Consider the following 24472-nt stretch of genomic DNA (forward strand, 5'->3'; position numbering starts at 1 on the left):
AGCCCACCGCGCACGAGGAGGGGGGACCGGCACGGAGCCGGTCCCCCCTCGTGTCGTCGCGCGGCCGCCGGAGGCGGCGCCCGCTACCACCAGGCGTGGAAGTGGTGGACCGGGCCCTGGCCGCCGCCCGCGTCGATCTCGTCGGCGCGCCGGATCGCCTCGGTCAGGTAGGCCTTGGCGTCCCCGACGGCCGCGGCCACGTCCGGGCGCTGCGGCAGCAGGGCCGCGATCGAGGAGGACAGGGTGCACCCGGTGCCGTGCGTGTTGCGGGTGGCCACCCTCGGGGCGCGGAACTCGACCGGGTCGGAGCCCCGGGAGGCCAGGACGTCGACGCTCTCCCCGCCGGACAGGTGACCGCCCTTGAGCAGGACCCGGCGCGGCCCCAGTTCCAGCAGCCGCGCGGCCTGGGCGCGCATCGTCGCCAGGTCGGCGGCCTCGGGCTCCTCCAGCAGGTCGGCGGCCTCGGGCAGGTTCGGGGTGATCAGGTCCGCGCGGGGCAGCAGCTCACTCCGCAGCGCCTCGACGGCGGAGGACTCCAGCAGCCGGTCACCGCTCTTGGCGACCATCACCGGGTCCACCACCACGTTCGGAAGCGCGTGGCGCCCGATCGCCTCGGCCACCGCCTCGGTGACCTCGGAGGTGCCCAGCATGCCCACCTTGACCGCGTGCACGGTGGCGTCGGCGAAGAGGGTGTCCATCTGGTGGGCGACGAACTCGGCCGGGACCGGGTGGACCCCGGTGACACCGCGTGTGGACTGGGCGGTCAGCGCGGTGACCACGGTCATCCCGAAGGTCCCGTGCGCGGAGAAGGCCTTGAGGTCGGCCTGGATCCCCGCGCCCCCGCTGGGGTCGCTGCCGGCGACGGACACGATGTTGTACGCGCTCATGGGCGTTCCTTCGCTAGTGCTAACTAGGGCAGGTTCGACGGGTGTGCTCTCAGCCGGGACGGTGTCCCGGCACCCCGCGCCGTGGGGGCCGCCGCTGCGGCCCCCACCTCGGTATGCGTCTGTGGGTGTTCTCCAGGGAGGGTATCCCGAGGGCGTGCGCCGCCCGGAGCCGGGGCGCTCCCCCGGGCCCTCAGGTGGAGGTGTCCTCGGAACGGCGGGCCCTGGCCAGCTTACGGAGGCGGGCGAGGACGAACCACAGCACCAGCAGGCCGGTGACCGCGATCACGAGATTGCTGATGATGCCGCTCCACTGGAGCAGGACGGGCTCGATGGCCGGCCCGAAGGCGAAGCCGAGACCGATCCAGATCGTGTTCCACACCGCGGAACCGACGACCGTGTACACGGAGAACCGGAACAGCGGCATCCGCTCGATCCCGGCGGGGATGGAGACGAAGCTGCGCACCACGGGCACGCACCGGCCCAGGAGGACCGCGAGGCCGCCGAACCGGGCGAAGAAGCGCTCGGCCTTGTGGAAGTCCTCGATCTCCAGCAGCGGAGTCCTCCGGACCAGCCGCGCCGTGCGGTCACGGCCCAGGAGCGCGCCGGCGGCGTAGAAGCCCCACGCGCCGAGCAGGCCGCCGACCGTCGCCCACAGGATGGCGAGCCACACGTTCATCTCCCCGGAGTAGGCGAGGAAACCAGCACCGGGCAGGACCGCCTCGCTGGGCACCGGGGGGAAGAACGTCTCGATGAACAGGGCCACGCCCACGCCCGGCTCGCCCAGGGTGTCCATCAGGTTCAGGATCCACCCGATGAAGCCCTCGTACTGGTGGGCCGACCCCTCCGCCGCAGGGGCCGCCGTCCACGGATTCGTCGCCATGAGGCCGTCTTTCCCGTTCTCAGACGCGGGTGGGCACCTGGTGGTGCTCGGTCTCCACATCCTGGCCGCGCTTGCGGCGCTCCCACACGATGGCCGCCGTCACCACGGCGAAGCCGACCACCATGAACACCACCGTGACCGGGACTTCGGTGGGAGTCAGGATGACGCGCTCCTCGGTCTGCCAGGGCCACAGGGCGCGCAGCGAACCGGCCATCAGACCGGTGAGCACGACCAGGGTCAGGTGGTGGAAGTTCTCCAGCAGGTACTGCAGGATCTTCACGAACACCGACAGGCCCGTGAGCGCGCCCAGCGCGAACACCGCCAGGTAGGCGACGTCCATGTCGCCGACCGCGCTGATCGTGGGCTCGTACAGGCCCAGGGTGAGCAGGATGAACGAACCGGACAGGCCCGGCAGGACGAGCGCGCAGATGGCCACGGACGCGGCGAGGAAGACCACCACCGGGTGGGTGGGCAGGTTCGCGCCGGGCAGGCCGGTGAGGAGGAACGCGCCGGCGGCGAACACCAGGGCGACGAGGTAGTGCCAGGCCCGCCACTTCCTGCCCGCGCCGGTGTAGGGAATCCACAGGCATGCCAGGACCAGGCCGAAGAACAGCGCGTACGCGTACTGGGAGTAGGACTCGACCAGCGGGGCGAGCAGGATGGCGGCCAGGCCGAGGAAGACCACCATGCCGACCAGGGCGGGGATCAGCACGCTCCAGTCCACCTGGCGGAACTGCTCCCGGGCCCGTTCCCTGCCGCGGCCGCGCGGGACGTCGGTGACGTAGCGCTTGATGCCGCTGACCATGTGGCCCGCGCCGCCGATGAGCTTGTCGTAGAGGCCGACGATCAGGGCGACCGTGCCGCCGCTGATGCCGGGCAGGGCCTCGGAGGCTCCCACCGCGCCGCCGCGCACCGCGTTGAAGATGTAGCTGCCTACTGACTTTGGCATCTGGGTTGTTGGGCGCCGCACGGGCCGGAACCCGGGCGAGGGCGCCGTCCTCCGTCCTAGTGGTGCCACCGCACGCGCACTGTGTGCACGGGTGGAGGGTGGGTCAGGGGTTGTCCATGTGATCCACGGTCCCGACCGGACACGCGATGGGGTCCGCCGACACCGGCCGGACGCACCGACCAGGCCGGGGCGGGGGAGAAGAGACCGTGAGGCCCGGAACCAGGAGTCGTCAGTCTAGCGGTGGCGGGACGGGCGGGGAGTGGTCCGGAAGGCGCCGAACCCCTGTTTCGGCTGGGTAAGAGCATATTGACGCTGTGCCCGAAATGAAGGACTCCCTACCGCCGGGGTGTGGAGTTCCGCAGCGGAGGGGTGCGCGGCCCCGCAGCCTGGGGCTTCGCGGCCCCGGGGCGCGGAACCCGGGATCGCGCCGCCCGAGGCCGCGCCGCCCGAGGTCGTGCGGTCCGGGTCAGCAAGGCCGTCCCGGGACCGGGCCCCTCAGCGCGCGAGCGGGTCCGGCCCGACCGGGTCGGGAGCCGCCGTGTCGACCCGTGCGACCGACGCCGCCCACCGGTAGTCCTGCTTGCCGACCGCCGTACGACGGACCCGGTCCACGAAGTGCACGGTCCGCGGCACCTTGAACCCCGCCAGCCGCACACGGCAGTACGCGCGCAGTTCGGCCTGCTCCAGCCGCGCGCCCGGAGCCAGCGAGACCAGCGCGGTCACCCGCTGCCCGAGCCGCTCGTCGGGGGCGGGCACCACGATGGCGTCCTCCACCGCGGGGTGGGCCTTCAGCGCGGCCTCCACCTCCTCCGGGTAGACCTTCTCCCCGGCGGTGTTGATGACCACGCTGCCCCGGCCCAGAAGCACGATCGAGCCGTCCGCAGCCCGGGTCCCGAAGTCGCCCGACAGTGCCCAGCGGCGGCCCTCGCCGTCGGTGGGGAAGGTGCGTGCGGTGGCCAGGGGGTCGTTGTAGTAGCCCAGCGGGATCCGGCCGGTGCGCGCGATCCGCCCCACCTCGGGGGAACCCGGCGGCAGCGGGCGCAGGGAGTCGTCCAGCACCGCGATGCTGCCGCCCATGGTGAAGCTGCGGTTGTCGGAGGCACCGGACAGGACCTCGGCCCCCTCCCGGCCGCCGTCCCGCTCGGCTCCGGTCGCCGATCCGCACACGCCCGTCTCCGAACCCCCGTAGGAGTCGGCCAGGGCCACGTCCTCGCGCCAGGCGTGCCACAGCGCGCGCACCGCCGGGGTGAGCGGGGTGCCGCCGGAGCGCACCGAGCTCAGCTCGGGGCACAGCCCGGGCTCGGTGAGCAGGTGGCGGGCCAGGGGACGGGCCATGGCGTCGCCCACGAGCTGCACGGTGTGCACGCCCTCCCGGTGCGCCGTCTCCAGCACCCGGTCCGGCTGGAAGCTGCGGTCGGTGTACAGCACCACCCGCTTGCCGCACAGCAGCATGCTCAGCGCGTTCCACTGCCCGGCCGCGTGCATCAGCGGCCCCAGCACCAGCATGCGCTGGGGGAAGCAGCGGGTGGCGCGCTCGGCGGACTCCTGCGGGGTCCGGGCGCGCGGCGCACCCGGTGCCCGGCGCTCCAGCGCGGCGCGGAAGATGTCCACCTGCCGCCACAGGACCCCCTTGGGGTAGCCCGTGGTGCCGCCGGTGTAGAGCAGGTAGTGGTCCTCGCCGCTGGTGGGCGGCAGCACCGCGTCCTCGGGAGCCGAGGCCAGGGCCTGCTCGTAGTCGGTCCCCTCGGCCTCGCGCGCGGAGCCGTCCGCGAGGAGCAGCACGTGCCGGAGCCGGGGCAGGTCGGAGCGGACCACGGCGACCGTCGGGGCCAGGGAGTCCTCGACGACGAGTGCGACCGCGTGCGAGTCGGCCAGGACGTGCCGCAGTTCGCCCGCGACGTAGCGGTAGTTGACGTTGACCGGGACCGCTCCCGCGCGCAGGATCCCCAGGAAGGACTCCACCCACTCGGTGCGGTTGAAGGCCAGGACCGCGACGTGCTCGCCCCGGCCCACGCCCGCCTCCACCAGGTGCCGGGCCAGGCGCAGCGAGCGCTCGTGCAGGGAGCGGTAGGTGAGCCTCCGGGAGCCGGCGACCAGGGCGATCCGGTCGGGGACGGCGTCGGCGACCGCGGCGAACAGCCGGGAGAGGGAGAAGGGGTCGTCCGTGGACGCGGGGATGGACACGCCTGGCCTCCCTGACGCGATCGACAGGCCGTCCACGGCTCGGGGCTCGCGGCGGCGGAGTGGCTGTTGGTGCGACCGTACCCCTCGGGAGAGCGCCCGATCGAGGTCGGGGCTGTGGAGCGCGTCACCAGGGGTCTTATCCCAGGTCACGGTGTTCGTAACAGCCCCGTTCAGCGGGTGCGCGGGGCCCGTTCGCCCCGGGTTTCGGGCCGCGCCCGGGCGCTGTGATACGCGCCACCCCTTGTGGGTCCACCGGATCATCTGCTCAACTCTTGGGGATCCCGCCGGAGGGGCGCTACCGAGCCCGGCGGTGGGTATCACTTGTCTGACATCGGTCAATGGTGATCGGAGCGGCTAGATGGGCAGCACCCAGAATCTGGGCCAGCGTTACTCCGCCGGAGACCCCGGCGGAGAGGAACTCTCCAGCACGGACCACATCGCGCTCGCACGGGCGCGGTCGGCACACAACTACTCCCCCCTTCCCGTGGTGATCGCCGAGGGCCAAGGCGCCTGGGTGACCGACGTCGAGGGCAGGAGGTACCTGGACTGTCTGGCCGGGTACTCGGCCATGAACTTCGGCCACCGCAACCCCGACCTGCTCGAAGCCGCGCACCGGCAGCTCGACCGGGTGACGCTGACCAGCCGGGCCTTCTACAACGACCAGTTCGGTCCGTGGGTCAGCGCCCTCGCCGACATGGTCGGCAAGGAGAAGGTCCTGCCGATGAACACCGGTGCCGAGGCGGTGGAGACCGGCATCAAGGTGGCCCGCAAGTGGGCCTACGAGGTCAAGGGCGTCCCGGAGAACGAGGCGACCATCGTCGTGGCGGGAGCCAACTTCCACGGGCGCACCACCACGATCATCTCCTTCTCGTCCGACCCGGAGGCCAGGACGGGCTTCGGGCCGTACACGCCGGGGTTTCGCACGGTGCCCTACGGGGACGCCGCCGCCATCGAGGAGGCCATCGACCACACCACCGCGGCGGTCCTCATCGAACCGGTCCAGGGCGAGGCGGGCGTGGTCGTGCCGCCGCAGGACTTCCTGCCCCGGGTCAGGGAGGTCTGTGACCGGGAACGGGTGCTGTTCATCGCCGACGAGGTGCAGTCGGGCCTGGGACGCACCGGCACCGTCCGGGCCTGTGAGCACAGCGGGGTGGTCCCCGACGCCTACCTGTTCGGCAAGGCGCTGGGCGGCGGCGTCCTGCCGGTGTCGGCCATGGTCGCCGACGAGGACGTGCTCGGCGTGATCCGGCCGGGCCAGCACGGCAGCACGTTCGGCGGGAACCCGCTGGCCGGCGCGGTGGGGCGGACGGTCGTCCGGATGCTGACCGAGGGCCCCTACCTGGAGAACGCGCGCCGCCTGGGCGAGGTGCTCGGACGGCGCCTGAAGGAGTTCGTGGGCGACGGGGTGGTGTCCGCGCGCAGCATCGGGCTGTGGGCGGGCGTCGACGTCGACCCGTCGCTGGCCTCGGGCAAGGAGCTGTGCAGGCGGCTGGCCGAGCACGGCGTCCTGGTCAAGGACACGCACGGCTCCACCGTGCGGATGTCGCCGCCGCTCGTGATCAGCGAGGAGGACCTCAACTGGGGTCTGGACCGCTTCGCCGAGGTGATCGGGGAGCTCAGGGCGGGCCGCTAGGGCGTGTGTGGCGGGTGCCGTGGGCCGTCCGGCGGTGCCGCCGGCGTGAGGCGTGACCACGCGCCGGAGCAGGTCGTGACAGGGCGTCCCGCCGGATACGGGCGGGGCGCCCCCCACACCGGGGAGGTCAGGGGGTGTCGGCCCCGCTGTCGGCGGGGCTCGGTGCCCCGGTGCCTTCGGTGACCGCGGTGTCCTCGGGGGGCTCGGAGTTGAGCGCGGGGTCGAGCGGACCGCCCAGCTCCGCCTTCAACTGGGTCGGGTCGACGTTGTCCAGGGTCTTCCGGGACACGTAGAGCACCCGCTCCGGGCCCTCCTCGATCTGCAGGCGCACCCGCTCGGCGATGGACATCTGCCCCTGGGCGGTGGGGTGGAAACTGGCGCGTTCCACGCTCAGCCCCTCGCCCAGCGGACCGAGCACGATGCCGTTCAGCCACGCGTCCTCGGCGCTCACCTCGTGTCCGGTCAGCGCGGTGAAGGTGCTCACGTACTCGACGCTGCCGGTCCCGCGCGAGCCGTACACGTCGCCGTCCACCCGGTAGGCCACGTCGCGGAGGAGCTCGTTGAACCGCTGGGTGAGCCCGTTCAGCCACAGTTGGTCGCTCTTGGTGAGGGTGTAGTACATGCCCGGCGGGTCCTCGGGGAAGAGCCGCGGGTAGCCCAGGACGAGGACGCGGGCGTCGGGCGCGCGGTCGCGGATCTCTCCGAGGACCTCGGTCAGGGTCTTCTCGAGGGCCTCCATCCGCTTCTCGATCTCCTTCTCCTGCTCGACGCAGACACCGCTCTCCAGCAGTGGCATCCGCACCATGCAGGTGCGCAGGACGGGGATGAACCCCAGGTCGTTGCCGCCGATGCCCAGGGTCACCAGGGACGTGCCCGGGGTGACCCGGTCGATCTGCGACTCGGAGGTGCCGAGCTGGTCGACCATCTCCGAGGCCTTGTGGCTGCTGCACGCGTAGAAGGCCAGCGCGCCGGCGAAGTCGAACTCCTCCGCGAGGACCCTGGGGTAGGCGTGCTCCGAACGCCAGCAGCCGCCCGGCTCGGCGGTGGCGGGGTCGTAGTCGCCCGCGCCGTCACCGGAGGAGTAGGAGTCGCCCAGGGCCACGTAGTTGCCCCACAGCGCGGCCTCCTCCGGCTCCATCCGGACCCGGGGGTCGCCCTCCTCGTCCTCGGTGACCGGGGGGAACTCCTGGGCCGGGCACACGCCTCCGGTGACGTCGCACCACAGGGACACCAGGCCGCCGCGGGTGGAGGGCAGCGCCAGGACGGCCAGCAGGGCCACGACCAGGAGGAGGGAGACGGTGAGGGCGATCCGGGACCGGCGCCACCTCTTCCTCCGGGGCCCTTCTCCACTGCCGTCGCCGTCGTCGGGTCCTTCGGGGCCGTCACCGGGGCCGTCGCCGCCGGAGGCGCCACCGTCGCCGGAGCCGTCGGACCCGGCGGTATCGGTTTCCCCGCGGGCTCCGCCGGCCTCGGCCTGCCCGGTGCCCGGTGCGGGGTCGTCGGCGGGGGAGGAGTCGCCGGGAACGGGTTCCGGCACCTCGGGTTCCTCGCCACGTGCTGACACGGCCGCTGCTGCCTCCCACGTTCCGGACGGCTCCTGTGCATCCGCAAGACTACCCGGGCCGGTTCGTCGCGATGACCTCCAGAACGCGGTCGATGTCGCCCCCGTCCAGGGTCGCCCGGGCGGTCAGCCGCAGTCGGGACCGGCCGTCCGGTACCGACGGGGGACGGAAGCACCCCACGCGCACGCCCGACGCGAGGCAGGCCTCCCGCCACCTGAGGGCGGCCTCGGGGGAGGGCGCCGGCACGGAGACCACGGCGGCGTCGGGCGCGCTCGCCGACAGCCCGCGTTCGCGCAGGCCCTCCGCCAGGCGCCGGGCCCTCTCGCGCACCGCCCCGGCCCGCCCGGGCTCGGCGCGCAGCACGCGCAGCGCGGCCAGGGCGGCGCCCACCGCGGCCGGGGCCAGGCCGGTGTCGAAGACGAACGTGCGCGCGGTCTCCACCAGGTGGCGGATCACTCCGCGCGGCCCCAGCACCGCGCCGCCCTGGGAGCCCAGCGCCTTGGACAGGGTCACCGAGACCGCGACGTCGTCCGCGCCCCGCAGCCCGGCGGCGGTGGCCGTGCCCCGCCCTCCGGGGCCCACCACGCCCAGGCCGTGGGCGTCGTCCAGCAGTAGCGCGGCACCGTGCGCGCGGGCCACCCGGGACAGGGCGGCGGTGTCGGTGAGGTCGCCGTCCACGGAGAACACGGTGTCGCTCAGCACCAGGGACCGCCCCTCGGCGGTCGCGAGCGCCTCGGCGGCCCGGCCGGGCTCGGCGTGGTCGAAGAGCGCCACGCGCGCGCCGGAGGCCCTGGCCAACCGGGTCGCGTCGATGAGGGAGGCGTGGTTGTGGCGGTCGCACACCACCAGGGGAGGGGCGCCGCCGTCGGGTGCGGCCAGCGCGGTGACCATCGCCAGGTTCGCCGCGTACCCGGACGAGAACACCAGCGCCGCCTCCGCGCCGTAGAAGTCGGCGAGTTCGCGCTCCAGTTCGTGGTGGAGGCCGGTGTCCCCGGTGACCAGGCGCGACCCGCCAGCACCCGCGCCCCACACACGTGCGGCGCCGGCGGCGGCCGCCACCACGTCGGGGTGGCGCAGCAGTCCGAGGTAGTCGTTGCCCGCCAGGTCCAGCAGGAGGCCGTCGTCGGCCTCCCGGGGCACCGTGCGCCGCGTCAGCCCGGCCTCGGCGCGCGCCCGGGCGGCCCCGTCCAGCCACGCGAAGGGGTCTCCCGCGGGCAGTGCGCGCGCGGAGCGCGTGCGGGCCGAGGCGCGCAGGGTCCACGGGCGGCGGGGCGGGGCGGTGCCGGTGACGGCGGGGCTCGGCATGAGGGCTGCGGCCTCCTCGGATCGTGTCGGGCACACTCCGGTCGTTCGGGCAGGACGGGGACGGGGCCGACCCAGCGGCGGCCAATCCCGCTGGGGCGGCCCGGTCCCCGTGCCGGGAGGCGTCTACGACCCTGCCGGTCGGCGGGTGCGCACGTCACCCGCGGAAGCCCACAAAGATCCGCGCGGATTCCTTGGCGGGACCGTACGGGCACGCGCGTGGTCGGAGAGTGAACAATGAGGCGGCATGAACTCCACGCCCACCGGTACCGCACGCTTCCTCCCCGAGCGGGTCCGCGCAGCGGACACCGCCCACCTGTGGCACCCCTACGCCGCGGTTCCCGGGGCGGAGCGGCCGTACGTGGTCACCGGGGCCGGGGGAACGCGGCTGTCCCTGTGGTCGGAGGAGGGCACGTACCACGTGGTGGACGGGATGTCGTCCTGGTGGTCGGCGATCCACGGCTACCGTCACCCGGTACTGGACGCCGCGGTGCGCGGCCAGGTGGACTCCTACAGCCATGTCATGTTCGGCGGGCTCACCCACGGACCCGCCGCCGAGCTGGCCGAAACGCTGGTGGCGCTCACCCCGGAGCCGCTGGAGCACGTCTTCCTCGCCGACTCCGGCTCGGTGTCGGTGGAGGTGGCCATGAAGATGTGCCTGCAGTACCACCGCTCGACCGGGAGTCCGGGACGGCGCCGCTTCCTCACCTGGCGGGGCGGCTACCACGGCGACACCTTCCACGCCATGAGCGTCTGCGACCCCTCCGGTGGCATGCACTCCCTGTGGGGTGACGTGCTGCCCGCACAGGTGCACGCGCCCGAACCGCCCGCCGGGTTCGACACCGAGCCCGACCCCCTCTACGTGGACGCCTTCGAGCGCCTGGCCGCCGAGCACGCGGGTGAACTGGCCGCGATCATCGTCGAGCCGGTGGTGCAGGGCGCGGGCGGCATGCGCTTCCACCACCCGGGCTACCTGCGCGAGCTGCGGCGGATCGCGGACGCGTACGGACTGCTGCTGGTCTTCGACGAGATCGCCACGGGCTTCGGCCGCACCGGTGAGCTGTTCGCCGCCGACCACGCGGGGGTCGCACCCGACGTCATGTGCCTGGGCAAGGCGCTGACCGGCGGCTACCTGACCCTCGCCGCGACGCTGTGCACGGGTCGGGTGGCCCGGGGCATCGCCGGGGGAGAGGTGCCGGTGCTCGCCCACGGGCCCACGTTCATGGGCAACCCGCTGGCCTGCGCGACCGCGCTGGCCTCGGTGGAGCTGCTGACGCGGGGCGACTGGCGAGGCGACGTGGCGCGGATCGAGGCCGGCCTGCGCGAGGGGCTGGCCCCCGCCGAGCGCCTGCCGGGTGTGCGCGAGGTGCGGGTGCTCGGCGCCGTCGGGGTGGTGGAACTGGAGGCGCCGGTGCGGATGGGCGAGGCCACCCGCGCCGCGGTGGAGGCCGGGGTGTGGCTGCGGCCCTTCCGCGACCACGTGTACGCGATGCCGCCCTACGTGTGCGGTCCGGAGGACGTGGCCGTGATCGCCGCCGGGATGGTCGCGGCGGCACGGGCCTCGCTGGGGGAGGGGCCGCGATGAGCGTCCTGGTGGTGACCGGCACCGGGACCGGGGTCGGAAAGACGGTGGTCACGGCGGCGGTGGCCGCGCTGGCACGTGCGAGGGGGCTGCGGGTGGCCGTGCTCAAACCCGCTCAGACCGGGACGGGGCCGACCGAACCTGGTGACACGGACGCCGTGGCCCGGCTCGTGCCGGGGGTGACGACGGCGGAGCTGGCCCGCTACCCCGAACCGCTGGCCCCGGCCACGGCCGCCGCCCGGTGCGGGGCGGCGGCCGTACGGGCCGAGGAGGCCGCCGACGCCGCGTGGCGCCTGGCCCGTGCACACGACCTGGTACTGGTGGAGGGCGCGGGCGGCCTGCTGGTGCGGCTGAACGCCGAGGGCCAGACCCTGGCCGACGTCGCGGTGCTGCTGTCCGCGCCGGTGCTGGTGGTGGCCCGGCCCGGGCTGGGAACCCTGAACGACACCGCGCTGACCGCGGAGGCCCTGCGTACCCGGGGACTCTCCCCGGCCGGTGTGGTGGTGGGATCCTGGCCGGACCGCTCTGACCTGGCCATGCGCTGCAACCTCACCGACCTGCCCGCCATGGGCGCCGGTCCGCTGGTGGGCGCGGTGCCGGAGGGCAGCGGGGCACTGGCCGCGCCCGCGTTCGCGGACACGGCCCGCCGTTTCCTGGCCCCGTGCCTGGGCGGTACGTGGCTCACGCCGGAGCGGGGACCGGCGAGGCCAGTGTGAAAGCGCGCGGTCCGGGACCGTGCTCACGCAGCCGCCGGGCACGCTCCCCGGCCTCCTCCCGGGACACCGGAGCCCCGGCGGTGGACCACCACAGGACGCGCTCCACCTCGGGGAAGGCGCCGCTGCGGGCACGCAGGGCCAGCACGTCCGGGTGGGCCTCCTCCACGAAGGACCTCAGGTCCACCGGTGAGCGCCACAGCGCGACCATGTGTATGTGGTCCCCCTCGTCGGAGAAGTGGACCTCTCCCAGGTGGCCGGGGCCGCTCCGCGCACGCTCGCGCAGCGCGGCGGCGAACGCCCCGAGGAAGCGCCGGTCGCCCCGGACGGTGCGCGCCTCCACCAGGACCGGCGAGCCGCCCCGGAGGGCCGGACCGTGATCCCTGGCCCGGCGCGGGTGGTGGGAGGAGGAACGGGCGGCGGGCACTCGCTGACGCTGGTCCAGGGACTGCATGGTGGCCTCCAGGTGAATTGGACTCTTCTGAAGGGGGCCACATTGGCTCTGGTGGTATCCCCCGTCGAATGCCAGTATGGAAGTCCGGGGGTAGCCCCAGTAGATCCAATGGAGGGAAAAATGGACTCTTCTCGAAGCGCCGCGGAAATCGCGGACCTTCTGGGGGCCTGGCCCCGGGGCGGCGGCCCCCTCTACCGGCGCCTCGCCGACACCCTGCGCGAACTCATCGACCAGGGCACCCTCACCCCGGGTGAGCGCCTGCCGTCCGAGCGTGCCCTGGCCGCCGCACTCAGGATCAGCCGCACCACCGTCGTCTCCGCCTACGACTCCCTGCGCTCGACGGGCATCCTCGACAGCAGACAGGGCAGCGGCACCCGCATCAGCAGCCGGGTCGCGCCCGTGCGCTCGGACGGCTGGACCGCCAGCGGCAACGGCAACCCCATGTACCGCAACCTCTTCCAGCGGGAGGAGGGCCTCATCTCGACCGCCTGCCTGAGCACCCCCGCCCTCCCCGGGGTGGAGGAGGCCATCCGCGAGGTCGTGGCCGAGGACCTGCCCGCGCTCATGGCCGAGGGCTCCTACCATCCGAGCGGCCTGCCCGCGCTGCGCCAGGCCATCGCCGACCACTACGGCGGCCGGGGCCTGCCCACCACCCCCGACCAGATCGTGGTCACCAACGGAGCCCACCAGGCCGTCAACCTGGTCTCACAGCTCTACCTGCGCAAGGGCTCGCCCGTCGTGGTCGAGGACCCCGGCTTCGCGGGCTGTCTGGACCTGATGGGCGACAGGGGCGCCCGCTTCGTCCCCGTCCCCCTCGACGACCAGGGCATCGACGGGACCGGAGTGCGCCGTGCCGTGGCCGAGCACGCGCCCCACCTGATCTACACCATGCCCTCGTACCACAACCCCACCGGCACGATGATGTCCGTGGCGCGCCGCCGCGAGCTGGGTGAGCTGTCCGCGCGCCACGGTGTGCCCGTCCTGGAGGACTCCGCCTACACCGGCATGCGCGTCGCGGACGAGCCGCCGCCGCTGGCCGCGTTCGCCCCGCGCGGCGCCGAGGTCATCACCGTGGAGTCCCTGTCCAAGATCGGCTGGGCCGGGCTCCGGGTGGGCTGGCTGCGCGCGCCCGCCGAGATGGCCCTGCGCCTGAGCCGCCGCAAGGTCCTCGCCGACCTGGCCGGCCCCCTGCTCGACCAGGCGGTGACCGTGCGCCTGCTGGGGCGCTACGACGAGCTCTCCCGGCAGCGCTCCGACATGCTGCGCGAGGCGCTGGACCACATGGAGGAGCTGCTGCGCGAGGCCCTGCCCTCCTGGGAGTGGAAGCGCCCCGACGGCGGGGCGGCCCTGTGGGTGCGCCTGCCCGGCGTGGACGCCCGCGCCTACGTACAGGTCGCGCTCTGCCACGACGTGGACCTCGTCCCGGGGGCGATCATGTCGGCGCACACCGACGGCCGCCACTCCGAGTGCTTCCGGCTGCCCTTCGCCTACGAGCGGGCCACCCAGGAGGAGCTGGTCTGGCGGCTGGCCCGGGCCTGGCGCGAACTCGACCGGTACGGCCCGGTGGCCGAGGAGCCGGTCCGCCTGGTGGTCTGATCCGCTCCGGACACGCGCGAGGGCGGCACCACGTGTGGTGCCGCCCTCCGCCATGTCCGGAGCCTCACCGGACGGAAGCCCTCGGCGTCAGCCGATCTTGACCCCGCGGGCGTTGCTGAAGCGCTCCTGGACGTCGGCCCAGTTGACCACGTTCCAGAAGGCCTTGGCGTACTCCGCCTTCACGTTCTTGTACTGGAGGTAGAAGGCGTGCTCCCACATGTCCAGCATCAGCAGCGGGACGGAGCTGAGGGCGGTGTTGCCCTGCTGGTCGTAGAGCTGCTCGATGATCAGGCGCTGACCCAGTGCGTCCCAGGCCAGGATCGCCCAGCCCGAGCCCTGGATCGTGGTGGCCACGGAGGTGAAGTGCGCGCGGAAGGCGTCGAAGGAGCCGAACTGGTCGTCGATGGCGGCGCCCAGCTCGCCCTCGGGCTTGTCGCCGCCCTCGGGGGACAGGTTCTTCCAGAAGATGGAGTGGTTGACGTGGCCGCCCAGGTTGAAGGCCAGGTTCTTCTCCAGCATCGGGATGGTCCCGAACTCACCGCTCTCGCGGGCCTCGGCCATCTTCTCCAGGGCCGTGTTGGCACCGGAGACGTAGGTCGCGTGGTGCTTGTCGTGGTGCAGCTCCATGATCTGACCGGAGATCCACGGCTCCAGGGCCGCGTAGTCGTAGGGCAGTTCGGGAAGCGAGTACGGCGCAGACATCTCTTCTGACGCACCTTTCCAATGACGCGATTCGTCGTGTTTACCAGCGATGGGATCGCTATGCAGCAAGCTATCAGTCAGCCGACCGCTCACCCGATGTCAGGCTGTTTACACTCCGGTCCGGGAATAAACCGGATCTGCCGGGCCGCCGTGTCCGGATCCTCGCCGTCACCGACCGTGCGGGCCGCGTCGCCAAGGGCACTGGACTCTCAGGGGCGAACTCCCGTGCCCGCCGTCCCACCGTCCCCTCCAGCACTTCCCCTCCTGTCTTCTCCCAATCATCACGTGCGTGGAGGAATCTCCTCGTGTGTGTGGTGTGGCGGGATGTGACGCGTTTTCCGCGGAGCGGCCGCGGTCCCTTCCGGGAGGCGACATCCGTCCGTCACCGGACCGTGGGACGGATGTCCGTCCGGTATTCATCCGTGCGGATCCGCGGGCGCCGATAATCCGCCGACGAATTCGTGGCGGGGGCCGAGGCCGTTCCCGTCCCCGCCCGGCGGAGGAGAACGAGGAGAACACGGTTTCCCCGTTCCCCGGAGCCGCCACCGCCGTGTCCGTGTCCGTTGCCGGGGGGCGCTCCCAGCGGTCCTCGGACGCGTCCGTCCACGTCCCCGACACACGAGGAGTGGCGGCCCCGCCCCGGGCGGAGGATGCGGGGCGCCGGCGCAGCACGGGCCCCGCGCCCCGCGCGGGGCCCCGCGCGGGGCGCGGGCGGAGACGGCCCGTCCGGAACAGAAGAAAAACAACGGATGCACAGGAATGAGAAATATATGAGGAGAGAGTGAACAACAGGGGAATTGCATGTACTCCAGGTTTCGATTTCCGTTACGGAGCATCCGTTATTTCCCCGAAGCGTTAAGGTCGGAAGCGTCTGAGCGGTTCACCGGCCACCGCTTCCGGCGGAGGCGGGCGGGCCGGTGGTTCAACACGGGGAAACCGGCTCCTTCCCCTCTCGTCCCCCCGCGGCCCGCACTCGGCGGTGCCGTGTCAGGAACTCCCGTGGAGGTATCCGTCCATGCGGTCGCTTCGCAGTCGTCTTCGCCTGATCCTGGCCACCGGCGCGGTGGTCGGCGCCGTCGTGCTCTGTGTCCCCGCGGTGCTGGGGTTCTCGGGGGTGATCGGATGGACCGAGGCGGTCACCCTCACCCTCCTCGGTCTGCTCTGCGCCGCGGTGGGCGCCCTCGGCGCGAGCGTGCTGCTGCTGTCCCGCCGCATGGGAGCCCTGTCCAGGAGTGTGACCACGGCGATGGACGCCCACAGCCGCAGGATCGCCGAGACGCTCGGCCAGGACCGGCTGGAGAACGTCCGCGTCCTGGAAGGCGTCCACGAGCGCTTCGTCCACCTCCAGGAGCACACGCTCCCCCGGATGAACCGCGAGATCAGGAACGCGGTCACCGTGCAGGGCCGCAACGACTACGAGCAGCAGGTCGCCTGGACCGAGCTGCGCGAACACCTCGACACGGCCACCTTCATGCCGCCCCTGCGCGGCTGGGCGGCCTCCCCCGACGTGCTCAGGGTGCTGGTCCGCCACATCGACCGGCTGCGCCCGGAACTGGTCGTGGAGTGCGGCAGCGGCGCGTCCAGCGTCTGGATCGGCTACGCGCTGCGCCGCGCGGGCGGCGGCAGACTCGTCGCCTTCGAGCACGACGCCCGCTACGCCGAACTCAGCCGTGAGCTGGTCGCCGCGCACGGGCTCGACGACGTCGTCGAGGTCCGCCACGCCCCACTGGTCGAGACCGCGAGCACCACGGTCACCGTCGACGGCCAGAGGCTTTCGACCGCCGACCGCTGGTACGACACCTCGGCCTTCGCCGACCTGGAGGGCGTCGGCCTGGTGTTCGTCGACGGTCCGCCCAAGGCCACCGGCCTACAGGCCCGCTACCCGGCCGTCCCCGTCCTGCTGCCGCGCTGCACCGAGGACGTCGTCATCGTCCTGGACGACGCCGCGCGCGACGACGAGCGCGGCCTCGGCGACCGCTGGCTCGACGAGTACCCCGAACTCCACCGCGTCGAGGAGGCCGCGGAGAAGGGCGCCCACGTCTTCAGCCGCAAGGGGGCCTGAGCTCGACACCGCTCCCGCGGCCCCGTGCTCCCACACCTCCACGGCCTCCCGTCCCCTCACGGTCCGCCACCGCACCACCCGACGGGCTCCCGCCGGAGTCCGACCGACACACCCGAGGTCACCCGATGATCACCACCGCCTTGCGGCACACTCTGCGCGCCCGTGGCACGGAGACCGCCGTGCTGTGCCACGCGGGCGCCGACACCCGCTCCATCCTGGCCGAACTGCCGCTACGCCCCGACGACCTCCTCCTGGACCTGGACGCCCATCCCCTGGGACGGCCCCTGGAGCTCCCGAGGGCCTGGATCAGGGACGGGGAGGCCGAGGTCGGACTCGTCGCGGTCCTGGCCGCCACGCCCACCGACCTGCACCGCGCCCTCACCGCCGCCGTGCACCTGCCCCGGGCCGTGCACGTCCTGGTCGCCCTGGCCGCCACCACCGGCCAGCAGGAGCCCCCGATCCCGGCCTCCCCCGGCATGGGCCAGTGGCGCGACCTCCAGGAGATGCGGGTGCGCCGCGCGAACAGGAGCGGCTGGGTGTGCGAGCTGTTCTTCCCCAACGGGGTGGACACCGCCCAGGTGGTCGACGCCGTCGTACACGGCACCCGCGGCCGCCGCCGGGGCCCGGCCACCGCGCCGATGGCCGTCCTCAACGGACCCGAGGCCACCCTGTGGCGGCCCGGCGACACCGGCGCGCACGGCGTGGACGCGGCCGGGCCCGTCCCGCTGCGCCGGGTGACCCCGGTCGGCGACCTGGCGCTGCGCGTGTCCGGCGACGGTGAGCGGCCCGGGTGGACCGACCCGGTCGTCCCGGTCCTGGACCGGGCCACCACCGGCGCCGACTCCTGGGAGCGGATCGCCTCCGACGAGCACACCGGCGTCCGGGCCGCCACCGCCGCGCGCACCGAGGCGGCGTCCGTCAACGCCGTCGCGCCCATCGACGAGACCACGGTCAACCCCACCGGGTTCACCAGGGTCGGGAACGGGAACCTGGCCGACCTGACGCTCCACGGCGCCCACGCCGTCGTCCGGGAGGGTGACAAGGACCTGGTCACCGTCGCCGCCGACGGCACCGTCACCGACGTCGACCTGTCACGGCTGCGCCACCTGCGCGGGGTCAGGGTGGACTGGTCCGGGCACACCGGGCCGAGCGCCGCCGTGCGCGCGGTCGCCTCGCTGGCCGCCGGCGGAGTGCCCCTGCTCAGCGGCGGGGTACCCGCGTGGGCGTCGGGCCTGGGCGCACCGCTCACGGACCTGATCACCGGCGCCGGCGACGAGGACCTGCGCGACCAGCTGCGCCGTGAGGAGTACAGCGTCCGCCTGCGCCGTGCCGCCCTGCGGACCCACGGTCAGCGTTCCCGCTGGCGGGCACTGGGGGCCGAGGCCGGGATCCCCCTGCCCCGGGAGCCCCGTGTGTCGGTCATCCTGTGCACGCGCCGCCCCGAGATGGTGGGGTTCGCGCTCGCCCAGATCGCCCGGCAGCGCGGCGTGGACCTGGAGGTGGTGCTGACCCTGCACGGATTCCCCGCGGACCGGCCCGAGGTGCGCTCCGCGGTCGCCGCGTTCAGGGACACCGGGCGGCCTCTGGTCGTGCACGAGGCCGACGCGGACCAGGTCTTCGGCTCGGTGCTCAACGACTCCGTCGCCCGCGCCTCCGGTGACCTGATCTCCAAGTGGGACGACGACGACTGGTACGGCCCCGACCACCTGGCCGACCTGCTGCTGGCGCGCACCTACTCCGGTGCCGAGCTGGTCGGTGTCGGCCAGGACTTCGTCTACCTCCAGGAGGTCGACCTGACGGTCTGGCGCAACCGCAGGTCCGAGGCCGCCACCCGGTTCATCGCCGGGGGCACCATCCTCACCGACCGGGTGGTGCTGGAGGAGGTCGGGGGCTTTCGGCCACTGCCCCGCGCCATCGACACCCAGCTCCTCATCGCCGTCATCCGAGGCGGCGGGCGCATCTACCGCGCCCACGGGCTCGGGTACGTGCTCCGCCGTACCGGCGGCGGACACACCTGGTCCGAGGACATGGCCTTTTTCCTGCACAACCACACCCAGCAGTGGTTCGGCTGGCGTCCGAGCGCCCTCATGGAGGGCGAGCCCTCGCCTCTCGGCCAGCCCGCCACCGAGTACACGGGGGAGATCCGTTGACCACGCTTGACATGAGCCCGGAGCCGAGCTCCCGCACCAGCGGCCCCGAGGTCGGGGCCGTCCTTCCCCGGGGGGAGGTCGACTACCGGAACCAGCCCCGCGCGCGGCGCAACGACTACTCGGTGCTCCAGCCGCCGCCGCTGGGGGAGTGGACGCCGACGCTGTCGGTGTCGGTGGTCATCCCCGCCCACGGGCACCAGGACAAGCTCGCGCTCGTCCTGGCCTCCCTGTCCGCGCAGAGCTACCCGGCGCACCTGACGGAGGTGGTCGTGGTGGACGACGGCTCGCCCGAGCCGCTCACCCTGCCGCCGGTGCGCCCGGAGAACACGCGGCTGATCACCTCCGCCCCGGGCGGGTGGGGATCGGCGCACGCCGTGAACAGCGGTGTCGCCGCCTCGTCGGGGCAGGTGGTCCTGCGCCTGGACGCGGACATGCTGGTCTACCGCGAGCACGTCGAGTCGCAGATGCGCTGGCACCACCTGGTCGACTACGGGGTCGCCATGGGCCACAAGATGTTCGTGGACTTCGACCCGGGCGCCATGACCCCCGAGTACGTGGCCGCCGAGGTCCGTGAGGGGCGCGCCGCCGAGCTGTTCGACCGCGAGAGCGCCGACCCGCACTGGGTGGAGCAGACGATCGCGAACCACGACAGGCTGCGGACCGCCGACCGCCTGGCCTACAAGGTGTTCATCGGGGCCACCGGCTCCCTGCACCGCACCCTGTTCGACGCCGCGGGGGGTCTGGACGGGGGGCTGGTCCTGGGCGGCGACAGCGAGTTCGCCTACCGGGTCTCCCAGCAGGGCGCCCTGTTCGTTCCGGACCTGGACACCAGCAGCTGGCACCTGGGCCGCACCCAGATGCAGACCCGCCGTGACGCGGGCACCCGCTACCGCGCCCCGTTCGTGGCCAACCGTGTGCCCGACTTCCACCTGCGCCGCAGGCGCCCCGACCGGCAGTGGGAGGTGCCGCTGGTCGACGTGGTCATGGACGTGGACGGCGCCACCCTGGAGGAGGTGGACACCACCGCCTCGGCGCTGCTGTCGGGCACCACCCCCGACATCCGGCTGTGGCTGGTGGGCCCCTGGGGCACGCTCGACGACGGGCGGCGCTCCCCGCTGGACGAGGAGCGGCTCGACCTGCGGCTGGTCGGGGAGACCTTCCGGGGCGATCCCAGGGTGCGCCTGGCGGAGGCGGCGCCGGAACACGACCCGCGCGTGCCCTTCCTGCTGCGGGTGCCCGCCGGGGCGGCGCCGCGCGACCGGGCGGTGGCCGACCTGGTCGCGGCGGCGAACAAGAACAAGGCGGGGCTGCTGTGCGCGCCCATGCCCGGGGCCACCCGGGGCGACGGCGTCCTGCGCCTGGAGCGGGTCTTCGCCTACGCCAGGGCCCGCCGCTTCTGGCCGGAGGCCGCGGCCGAGGAGCTGGACCGGGGCGTGGAGGAGGTCTACGGCACCCACTGGATGCCCGGGACGGACTTCGTGGTCCCGGAGGAGGAGGGACAGGCCGGGCCCGAGAGCCCCGAGGCGCTGCGGCGCAAGCTCGACCAGGCGCTCGCCGAGGTGGAGCGGATGCGGGCACGGGCCAGGCGGGCCGAGCGCAAGCTGCGCTGGTTCACCCCCGGGCTGGCCCGCAGGGTGCTGCGGAAGCTGGCCCGCTGATCCGGTCCTGAGGGCCTTCCGGGCGGGGGAGGGGCACGGCGGTGTGTCGGCTGTCCACGACACACCGCCGTGCCCAAGTGCTGTCAGTGATTATTTGACTACTCTGGGCACTCGGAACTGGTGCGCGTCCCACGGGTCGCGACTCCGCCTCCCACACCACCGAGGTCGCCCCATGATCACCTCCGTACTCCGCCAGGGCCTGCGCACACGCGGAAACGAACCCGCGGTGCTGTGCCACACCGGATTCCAGGGGCGGGGCTGCGTCTACTTCGACTGGCTCCGGCTCGGGGTCCGTGACCGGATCGTCGACCTGGACACCCGCCCCATGGGCGAACCGGTCCGGGTGAGGGGCGTGGGCGGGCGGGGAGAGGCGGAGGAGGTCGGGCTGCTGGCGGTCGTCGCGGCCAGCCTCACCGACCTTCGCCGCTCCCTCACCACCGCGGTCCACCTGCCGCCCGCCGTACACCTGGTCGCGGTCGTGGCCGACATGCCGGGCCACCAGGGACCCCTGCTGCCCGCCCCTCCCGGTATCAACGAATGGCACGGCCTCCAGGAGCTGCGGCTGCGCCGCACGGGCAAGAGCGGCTGGGTGTGCGAGCTGTTCTTCCCCGGCGGTACCGACACCGCCTCGGCCCTGGAGACCGTCCTGCACGGGACGGGCGGCCGCAGGCGCGGCCCCAGGCCCGTTCCCCTGGGAGGGCTGCACGGGCCCGAGGGCGCGCTGTGGCGCTCCGGCGACGCCTCGGCCTCGGGCGTGAGCGCCACCGGCCCCGTCCCGCTGCGCCGGGTCACACCGGTCGTCGACCTGGTCGTACGCACCCACGACGGCGGCCCGCCGCCCGACTGGGAGGACGAGGCAGTCCCCTGCCTGGACCTGGAGACCACCGCCGCCGGGTCCTGGGAGCGGCTGACCCGCTCCGGGAACGGGCACCACGGGAGCGGGCACCACACGTGGAGGCCCGGCGAGGGCGCCCCGCCGCGTGTGCGGGAGGCGGACCCCGCGGAACTGGTCGCACCCATCGACGAACGCGTCATCAACCCCTGCGGCTTCGCGCGCAAGTCCGGCGGCCCCATGGGCGACCTCACGGTCCACGACCAGCACGCTGTCATCCGCGACGGGAACAAGGTCCTGGCCGTGATCCCCGAGAACGGGACGGTCACCGATCTGGACATCGGCCGGGCCCGCTACCTGCGCGGCGTACGGGTGGACTGGTCCGGGCACAGCGGACCCGCGGCCGCGGTGCGCGCGGTCGCCTCCCTCGCGGCCGCGGGCGTACCGACGGTCAGCGGCCCCGTCCCGGCCTGGGCGAGCGCCCTCGGCCACCCCCTGGCCGACCTGCTGACCGCGGCGGGGGAGGAGGCGCTGCGCGACCCGCTCCTGCGCGAGGAGCACAGCATCCGGCTGCGCCGCGCCGCCCTGCGGACCCACGGCCAGCTCACCCGCTGGCGCTCCCTGGCCCGGCGGGCCGGGGTCCCGCTGCCGCCCGACCCCCTGGTCTCGGTGGTCATGTGCACCCGGCGCCCCGAGATGGTGGGGTTCGCGCTCGCCCAGATCGCCCGTCAGCGCCACGTGCGCTTCGAGGTGGTGCTGACCCTGCACGGATTCTCCGCCGACCTGCCCGAGGTGAGTTCGGCCGTCGCCGAGTTCACCGCCACGGGGGCGCGGGTCATCGTGCACGAGGCCCCCGCGGACCAGGTGTTCGGGGCCGTGCTCAACGACGCCGTCGACCGCGCCTCGGGGCCGATCATCGCCAAGTGGGACGACGACGACTGGTACGGCCCCGAACACCTGGCCGACCTGATGCTGGCGCGCACCTACTCCGGGGCCGACCTGGTGGGCAGCAGCACGGACTACGTCTACCTCCAGGAACTGGACCTGACCGCGTGGAGGAGCTACCACTCGGAACTCCCCTCACCCCACGTCGCGGGAGGGACCATCCTCACCGACCGCTCGGTGCTGGAGGAGGTCGGCGGCTTCCGCCCCCTGCCCCGGGCGATCGACAGCCAGCTCCTCCTGGCCGTGCGGCGCGTCGGCGGGCGCATCTACCGCGCCCACGGGCTGTGCTACATGCTGCGCCGCGTGGCCGAGGGCCACACCTGGAACGAGGACCCGGGCTACTTCGTGCGCAAGAGCACCAAGCAGTGGTCCGGCTGGCGCCCCAGCGCCCTGATGGAGGGGGTACCCGAACCCCTGGGACGACCCGGCGGAGTGACCGAGTACACGGGAGGACACCGTTGAGCACCTCAGACCACGCTTCCGGATCGGGCCTGGTACCCGGTCAGCGCCGAGGGCGGACGGACCCGGTGACGGAGATCCGGAGCACCGGCCCCCACGGCTCCGACGGCCGTCCCATGCCACTGCTGTGGCGCAACGACTACTCGGTGCTCCAGCCGCCGCCGCTGGGGGAGTGGACGCCGACGCTGTCGGTGTCGGTGGTCATCCCCGCGCACGGCCATCCCGACAAGCTCGCGATGGTGCTGGCCTCCCTGTCCGCGCAGAGCTACCCGGCGCACCTGACGGAGGTGGTCGTGGTGGACGACGGCTCGCCCGAGCCGCTCACCCTGCCGCCGGTGCGCCCGGAGAACACGCGGCTGATCACCTCCGCCTCCGGGGGCTGGGGCTCCGGGCACGCCGTCAACACGGGTGTGGCGGACTCCTCCGGAGAGGTGGTCCTGCGCCTGGACGCGGACATGCTGGTCTACCGCGAGCACGTGGAGTCGCAGATGCGCTGGCACCACCTGGTCGACTACGCGGTGGTCATGGGCCACAAGATGTTCGTGGACTTCGACCCCGAGACGATGAACCCCGGGTACGTGGCCGAACAGGTGCGCGCCGGCCGGGCGGCGGACCTGTTCGACCGCGAGAGCGCCGAACCGCACTGGGTGGAGCGGACGATCGACAGGCAGGACCGGCTCCGCACCGCCCACCACAAGGCGTACAAGGTGTTCGTGGGCGCCACCGGGTCACTGCACCGCACGCTGTTCGACGGGGCCGGGGGGATGGACACCGAGCTCATCCTGGGAGGCGACAGCGAGTTCGGCTACCGCGCCTCCCAGCAGGGGGCGGTCTTCGTCCCGGACCTGGACACCAGCAGCTGGCACCTGGGCCGCACCCAGATGCAGACCCGCCACGAGGCGGGGACCCGCTACAGAATGCCGTTCGTGGCCAACCGCGTGCCCTACTTCCACCTGCGCACCCGGCGCCCGGGGCGGTTGTGGGAGGTGCCGGCGCTGGAGGCGGTGATGGACGTGGACGGTGTCGCGCTGGAGGACGTGGAAGCCACCGCCTCGGCGCTGCTGTCGGGCATCACCCCCGACATCCGGCTGTGGCTCGTCGGCTCGTGGGACGCGCTGGAGGAGGGGCGCAGGCCCCTGCTGGAGGAGGAGCACCTGGACCTGCGGCTGGTCCGGGAGCTCTTCCGCGGCGATCCCCGGGTGCGGTTCACCGGCTCCGGGCCGGAGCACGATCCGCGGACGCCCTTCCTGCTGCGGGTGCCCGCCGGGGCGCGGCTGGCGCCCGGAGCCCTCGACGAGCTCCTGCGGGCGGCCGAGCGCACGGGGGCGGGGCTGCTGCGCTCGCTTCCGCCCGGGGACGCGCGGGGAGGAGGGGTGCTGCGGATGGAGCGCACCGCCGCCTACGCCAGGGCCCGCCACCTCTCCCCCGACGCGGGGGAGGAGGAGCGCGACCGGCTGGTGGAGCAGGTCTGCGGTATCCACTGGGCGGGCGGGGAGGGGATCTTCGCGGTCCCCTCCGCCGCGGCGGAGGAGACCGGAGCCGCCGGGGGTGAGGCGGCCCTTCTGCGCCGGCGCCTGAGCCGCGCGGAGAACGAGGCCAGGAGCCTGCGGCGCCGTGCGGAGCGGGCCGAGCGCAAGCTGCGCTGGTTCACCCCGGACCTGGTCCGCCGCGTGCTGCGCCGCATCGTTCGCTGAGGCGGTGCCTGCTCCGGGCGGCCCAGGGGCGGGAGCCCTCGGTGTCCGCGGTGGGAGGGCTCGTGCCCGCCCGTCACCCTCAACGGAGAGCCTTCGGCTCCAGCGCCTGCCTCTCCGTCACCCTCCCACCACCCTCAACGGAGAGCCTTCGGCTCCGGTCCCTGCCTCTCCGTCACCCTCCCACCACCCTCAACGGAGAGCCTCCGGCTCCAGCGCCCGCCTCTCCGT

General features: G+C 73.5%; 17 protein-coding genes and 1 riboswitch. Of the genes, 9 read left to right on the top strand and 8 right to left on the bottom strand.

The window, feature by feature from the left end:
* Positions 1-83 precede the first annotated feature (83 nt).
* From thiD to NOSIN_RS03015, 4 genes are all read right to left on the bottom strand, one after another.
* Positions 84-887 (bottom strand): bifunctional hydroxymethylpyrimidine kinase/phosphomethylpyrimidine kinase, encoded by an 804-nt coding sequence (thiD, locus tag NOSIN_RS03000; RefSeq protein ID WP_077689256.1) that lies wholly within the window; start codon positions 885-887, stop codon positions 84-86.
* Positions 876-974, bottom strand: a riboswitch (TPP riboswitch). It overlaps the preceding gene by 12 nt.
* Before the next feature lie 103 nt (positions 975-1077).
* Positions 1078-1767 carry a DedA family protein gene (locus NOSIN_RS03005; protein ID WP_077689257.1) on the bottom strand — a complete coding sequence of 230 codons (690 nt, stop codon included), beginning with the start codon at positions 1765-1767 and terminating at the stop codon, positions 1078-1080.
* A gap of 19 nt (positions 1768-1786) precedes the next feature.
* A complete protein-coding gene (locus NOSIN_RS03010) occupies positions 1787-2716 on the bottom strand; it encodes a DUF368 domain-containing protein (protein WP_077689258.1) in 930 nt (309 codons plus the stop codon).
* Between the two features lie 495 nt (positions 2717-3211).
* Positions 3212-4900, bottom strand: a complete 1689-nt coding sequence (locus NOSIN_RS03015; RefSeq protein ID WP_171986551.1) for an acyl-CoA synthetase — start codon at positions 4898-4900, stop codon at positions 3212-3214.
* Positions 4901-5258: 358 nt separating this feature from the next.
* Between NOSIN_RS03015 and rocD the strand changes: the two genes are divergently transcribed.
* Positions 5259-6533 carry an ornithine--oxo-acid transaminase gene (rocD, locus tag NOSIN_RS03020; RefSeq protein ID WP_077689259.1) on the top strand — a complete coding sequence of 425 codons (1275 nt, stop codon included), beginning with the start codon at positions 5259-5261 and terminating at the stop codon, positions 6531-6533.
* Between the two features lie 127 nt (positions 6534-6660).
* Here rocD and NOSIN_RS03025 read toward each other — a convergent pair whose 3' ends face one another.
* Positions 6661-8097 carry an SGNH/GDSL hydrolase family protein gene (locus NOSIN_RS03025; RefSeq protein ID WP_077689260.1) on the bottom strand — a complete coding sequence of 479 codons (1437 nt, stop codon included), beginning with the start codon at positions 8095-8097 and terminating at the stop codon, positions 6661-6663.
* 49 nt (positions 8098-8146) lie between these two features.
* Positions 8147-9400 carry an 8-amino-7-oxononanoate synthase gene (locus NOSIN_RS03030; protein WP_077689261.1) on the bottom strand — a complete coding sequence of 418 codons (1254 nt, stop codon included), beginning with the start codon at positions 9398-9400 and terminating at the stop codon, positions 8147-8149.
* A 244-nt stretch (positions 9401-9644) separates the two neighbouring features.
* Here NOSIN_RS03030 and NOSIN_RS03035 point away from each other — a divergent pair, with 244 nt between their 5' ends.
* Together NOSIN_RS03035 and bioD are read left to right on the top strand one after the other, a co-directional pair.
* Positions 9645-10982, top strand: coding sequence for an adenosylmethionine--8-amino-7-oxononanoate transaminase (locus tag NOSIN_RS03035; protein WP_077689262.1), 1338 nt, complete (start codon positions 9645-9647; stop codon positions 10980-10982).
* Complete coding sequence (gene bioD, locus NOSIN_RS03040) at positions 10979-11695, top strand: dethiobiotin synthase (RefSeq protein ID WP_077689263.1); 717 nt, start codon at positions 10979-10981, stop codon at positions 11693-11695. The genes NOSIN_RS03035 and bioD overlap by 4 nt, the downstream gene beginning before the upstream one ends.
* Here bioD and NOSIN_RS03045 read toward each other — a convergent pair.
* Positions 11661-12146: a DUF3291 domain-containing protein gene (locus NOSIN_RS03045; RefSeq protein ID WP_077689264.1), complete on the bottom strand. Its 486-nt coding sequence runs from the start codon at positions 12144-12146 to the stop codon at positions 11661-11663. The two genes, bioD and NOSIN_RS03045, sit on opposite strands and share 35 nt — an antisense overlap.
* Positions 12147-12266: 120 nt before the next feature.
* On the opposite strand from NOSIN_RS03045, the gene NOSIN_RS03050 reads away from it, so the two are divergent.
* The gene (locus NOSIN_RS03050; protein WP_077689265.1) at positions 12267-13742 is read left to right on the top strand and encodes an aminotransferase-like domain-containing protein; all 1476 of its coding nucleotides are present in this window, start codon (positions 12267-12269) and stop codon (positions 13740-13742) included.
* Positions 13743-13829: 87 nt separating this feature from the next.
* On the opposite strand, the gene NOSIN_RS03055 is transcribed toward NOSIN_RS03050, so the two are convergent.
* Complete coding sequence (locus NOSIN_RS03055; protein WP_077689266.1) at positions 13830-14444, bottom strand: superoxide dismutase; 615 nt, start codon at positions 14442-14444, stop codon at positions 13830-13832.
* Positions 14445-15459: 1015 nt separating this feature from the next.
* Here NOSIN_RS03055 and NOSIN_RS03060 point away from each other — a divergent pair.
* From NOSIN_RS03060 to NOSIN_RS03080, 5 genes are all read left to right on the top strand, one after another.
* Positions 15460-16506, top strand: coding sequence for a class I SAM-dependent methyltransferase (locus tag NOSIN_RS03060; RefSeq protein WP_077689267.1), 1047 nt, complete (start codon positions 15460-15462; stop codon positions 16504-16506).
* A gap of 125 nt (positions 16507-16631) precedes the next feature.
* Entirely contained in the window at positions 16632-18656 is a 2025-nt protein-coding gene (locus NOSIN_RS03065) for a glycosyltransferase (protein WP_077689268.1), read from the top strand.
* A gap of 11 nt (positions 18657-18667) precedes the next feature.
* Positions 18668-20314: a glycosyltransferase gene (locus NOSIN_RS03070; RefSeq protein ID WP_143833014.1), complete on the top strand. Its 1647-nt coding sequence runs from the start codon at positions 18668-18670 to the stop codon at positions 20312-20314.
* 172 nt (positions 20315-20486) lie between these two features.
* Positions 20487-22553: a glycosyltransferase gene (locus tag NOSIN_RS03075; RefSeq protein ID WP_077689270.1), complete on the top strand. Its 2067-nt coding sequence runs from the start codon at positions 20487-20489 to the stop codon at positions 22551-22553.
* A gap of 65 nt (positions 22554-22618) precedes the next feature.
* Entirely contained in the window at positions 22619-24244 is a 1626-nt protein-coding gene (locus tag NOSIN_RS03080) for a glycosyltransferase (RefSeq protein WP_375539641.1), read from the top strand.
* The last annotated feature ends 228 nt before the right edge of the window (positions 24245-24472 follow it).

This window comes from Nocardiopsis sinuspersici (assembly GCF_001998325.1).
GTDB lineage: Bacteria > Actinomycetota > Actinomycetes > Streptosporangiales > Streptosporangiaceae > Nocardiopsis > Nocardiopsis sinuspersici.